The 2,498-nt window shown below is 28.3% G+C and carries 5 protein-coding genes; 2 read left to right on the top strand and 3 right to left on the bottom strand.

Features of this window, described 5'->3' with window-relative positions; genetic code table 11:
• Positions 1 to 270: 270 nt before the first annotated feature.
• Entirely contained in the window at positions 271 to 456 is a 186-nt protein-coding gene (locus LQ611_RS13745) for a hypothetical protein (protein WP_239709665.1), read from the bottom strand.
• Between the two features lie 228 nt (positions 457 to 684).
• Here LQ611_RS13745 and LQ611_RS13740 point away from each other — a divergent pair, with 228 nt between their 5' ends.
• The gene (locus tag LQ611_RS13740; RefSeq protein WP_001059083.1) at positions 685 to 885 is read left to right on the top strand and encodes a cold-shock protein; all 201 of its coding nucleotides are present in this window, start codon (positions 685 to 687) and stop codon (positions 883 to 885) included.
• A gap of 199 nt (positions 886 to 1,084) precedes the next feature.
• Here the strand turns inward: LQ611_RS13740 and LQ611_RS13735 are convergent, their stop codons facing one another.
• A complete protein-coding gene (locus LQ611_RS13735; protein ID WP_239709663.1) occupies positions 1,085 to 1,285 on the bottom strand; it encodes a hypothetical protein in 201 nt (66 codons plus the stop codon).
• Positions 1,286 to 1,648: 363 nt separating this feature from the next.
• Between LQ611_RS13735 and LQ611_RS13730 the strand changes: the two genes are divergently transcribed.
• Positions 1,649 to 1,993 (top strand): SdpI family protein, encoded by a 345-nt coding sequence (locus LQ611_RS13730; RefSeq protein ID WP_239733960.1) that lies wholly within the window; start codon positions 1,649 to 1,651, stop codon positions 1,991 to 1,993.
• Positions 1,994 to 2,014: 21 nt separating this feature from the next.
• On the opposite strand, the gene LQ611_RS13725 is transcribed toward LQ611_RS13730, so the two are convergent.
• The gene (locus LQ611_RS13725; RefSeq protein WP_239709661.1) at positions 2,015 to 2,272 is read right to left on the bottom strand and encodes a hypothetical protein; all 258 of its coding nucleotides are present in this window, start codon (positions 2,270 to 2,272) and stop codon (positions 2,015 to 2,017) included.
• Positions 2,273 to 2,498: the final 226 nt, after the last annotated feature.

Genomic DNA, 2,498 nt, shown 5'->3' with positions numbered 1-2,498 from the left:
ACTTGATTTCTTTGTTTTTTCTCAGTATACTTTTCCATGTTATAACACATAAAAACAACTTAGTTTTCACAAACTATGACAATAAAAAAAGTTGCTTTTTCCCCTTTCTATGTATGTTTTTGATTAGACACCTAAAACGATACATTAATAGGTACGAAAAAGCAACTTTTTTTGGGTTTCAAGCTATATATACCAATGCTTTAAGGGTAACTATCCAAAATCGAAATAGTTACCCTTATTATCAAGATAAGAAAGAACAGTTCAAAACCTCTAAATCTCTCTCTCTTTTTCCTTAGTTTTTTTCCTAAAAATATCCTTAACAAATATCACAAATAAATAAAAAATAGACAATCCAAGCAGCAATAAAATTAATCCACTAGGTCTATAATCAAAAAATATATAAAAGAAAAAGACAAGACCAATAGCAATCAATGTCGTATAGAAAAAATTCTTCATGATTTCCCTCCTTGTTTTTATTCCAATTTACTTTTTCAAAAAGTTTTCTCGGCATAAATGCGTGCTTTTAAAAATAAAGATGTACTTATCCAATAAATAAGCGTATACTTAATCTAACGTAATAAAAGCTCGTGAATTTAATTGTAGTGTATTTTTCTAGAATATCCTCTTTTTTATAAATGAAATTGTTACAAATATTATGTGCAAAAGCACTCGGAGGTATTCTATATGAATAACGGTACAGTAAAATGGTTTAATTCAGAAAAAGGTTTTGGTTTCATCGAAAGAGAAAATGGTAACGACGTATTCGTTCACTTTTCTAACATTGTTGGAGAAGGCTATAAATCTTTAGAAGATGGACAAAGCGTAGATTTCGACATAGTTGATGGTCAACGTGGCGAACAAGCAACTAATGTTGTTGCGGTCTAACGAAAAATAAAAAAGTCCTGGTCTATAATAGACCAGGACTTTTTTATTTTTCTCTAACCTAAATATTGCTTTATTCCAATTGCTTTATTGACGTTGAGCCTCGGCATAAATGCGTGATCTAACTTTTGTCATAACGTTTAGCAAAACATAATACAAAATCAAGACAAGCAGAAACTCGTTTTCAACTCGTTTAAAAAACCTAAAAAACATTGACTGTAATAATCAAAACTAAAGCACATATAATAGCAACTCCAGCACAATAAACACTTTTCTTATAACTAACTTTTTTATTGCTTTTACTTATAATTTTATAAATTTCATTTCCCCAAAGAACCAAAGCAAAAATTCCAAATACAATAAATCCTATTCCAAATACATAACCTAAAATATCTAAAATCATAGTTTTTGCCTCCTTAAACTTTTCTTACATCAATACTAACAAAGAAAAAAGTCGATAAAACGAACATTATTGTCACATTCAATATTGCTTTATTCCAATTGCTTTATTGACGTTGAGCCTCGGAACCCTTAACAATCCCAAAACTTGTCGAATGGTCGGCTTAATAGCTCACGCTATGCCGACATTCGTCTACAAGTTTAGTTAAGGGTTCTTCTCAACGATCAATAAATTTTCTCGGCATAAAAGACAAATGAATTATATAGTCGACTATACCCTGAATAAATCCTTTACTAAATCATGTTTTTAGTTAAACTTTAGTTTAATCAAAAAAAGAAAAAGCTCATTTCAAAAACATAAAAAAGGATGTCATCAATGCTTTTATTACCTTCAAGTATTTTTATGATTTTACTAGGAGAATTAATGATTAAAAACCCTCCTGAAAATATAAATCACTTCTATGGTTTTCGAACAAAGAAATCAATGAAAACACAAAAAAATTGGAATAAAGCACAAATAATTTGTGGAAAATATACAAAACAAATTTTTAGATATAGTCTTTATATTTCTTTAATACTTATAGTTTTAGATATATATTCTTTAATAACAAAAAAAGAAAATATAATACTATACTCTACCATCATACAAAGTGTAACTCTCTGTATTTTCCTCTTATACATGATTATCAAAACCAATAAAAAACTAGACTAATCAAAAACTAGTATTCATTTCTCACTTTATATTTTTCTCTTTATCAGGAAAAAATAAAGCTAAAACAAAAACAATTAAACCTAATAAAAAACCTAAAACAACTAATCCATTTAATGGTTTTTCATCAAAAAAATTAATGATCCCTAAGTTACCTAAATAAGTCCAAAATCTGCTATATCCAATATCCAATTTTAAAAAATTTAAAGTTATTGCAACAATTACTAACAGAACAAATACTGATAGACCCTCTTTTATTCCATTCACGACCCTTTTACCCATATAAACCACCTTTTTTATTTTTCTCTAACCTAAATATTGCTTTATTCCAATTGCTTTATTGGCATAAATGCAACATTTTTTTATACATTGCTCACTACGTATTTTGATGTTTTTAAATTCTTTTCAGATTCTCTGCTAAGAGCATAAGGGGACACAATGCCACTCCGTGTCACTCAGCATAGCTGAGGTGTCTTCTTATGCTTTATACATTTCTTTTAAGCCATGT

The organism is Mammaliicoccus sp. L-M44 (assembly GCF_022386355.1).
Taxonomy (GTDB): Bacteria; Bacillota; Bacilli; order Staphylococcales; family Staphylococcaceae; genus Mammaliicoccus; species Mammaliicoccus sciuri_A.
This window is presented reverse-complemented; position numbering and strand designations above follow the sequence as displayed.

Excerpts from the sequence above, each read along its gene's own strand:
- LQ611_RS13745 (WP_239709665.1), bottom strand. The coding sequence starts at position 456 with ATGAAGAATTTTTTCTATACGACATTGATTGCTATTGGTCTTGTCTTT.
- LQ611_RS13740 (WP_001059083.1), top strand. The coding sequence starts at position 685 with ATGAATAACGGTACAGTAAAATGGTTTAATTCAGAAAAAGGTTTTGGT.
- LQ611_RS13735 (WP_239709663.1), bottom strand. The coding sequence starts at position 1,285 with ATGATTTTAGATATTTTAGGTTATGTATTTGGAATAGGATTTATTGTA.
- LQ611_RS13730 (WP_239733960.1), top strand. The coding sequence starts at position 1,649 with ATGTCATCAATGCTTTTATTACCTTCAAGTATTTTTATGATTTTACTA.
- LQ611_RS13725 (WP_239709661.1), bottom strand. The coding sequence starts at position 2,272 with ATGGGTAAAAGGGTCGTGAATGGAATAAAAGAGGGTCTATCAGTATTT.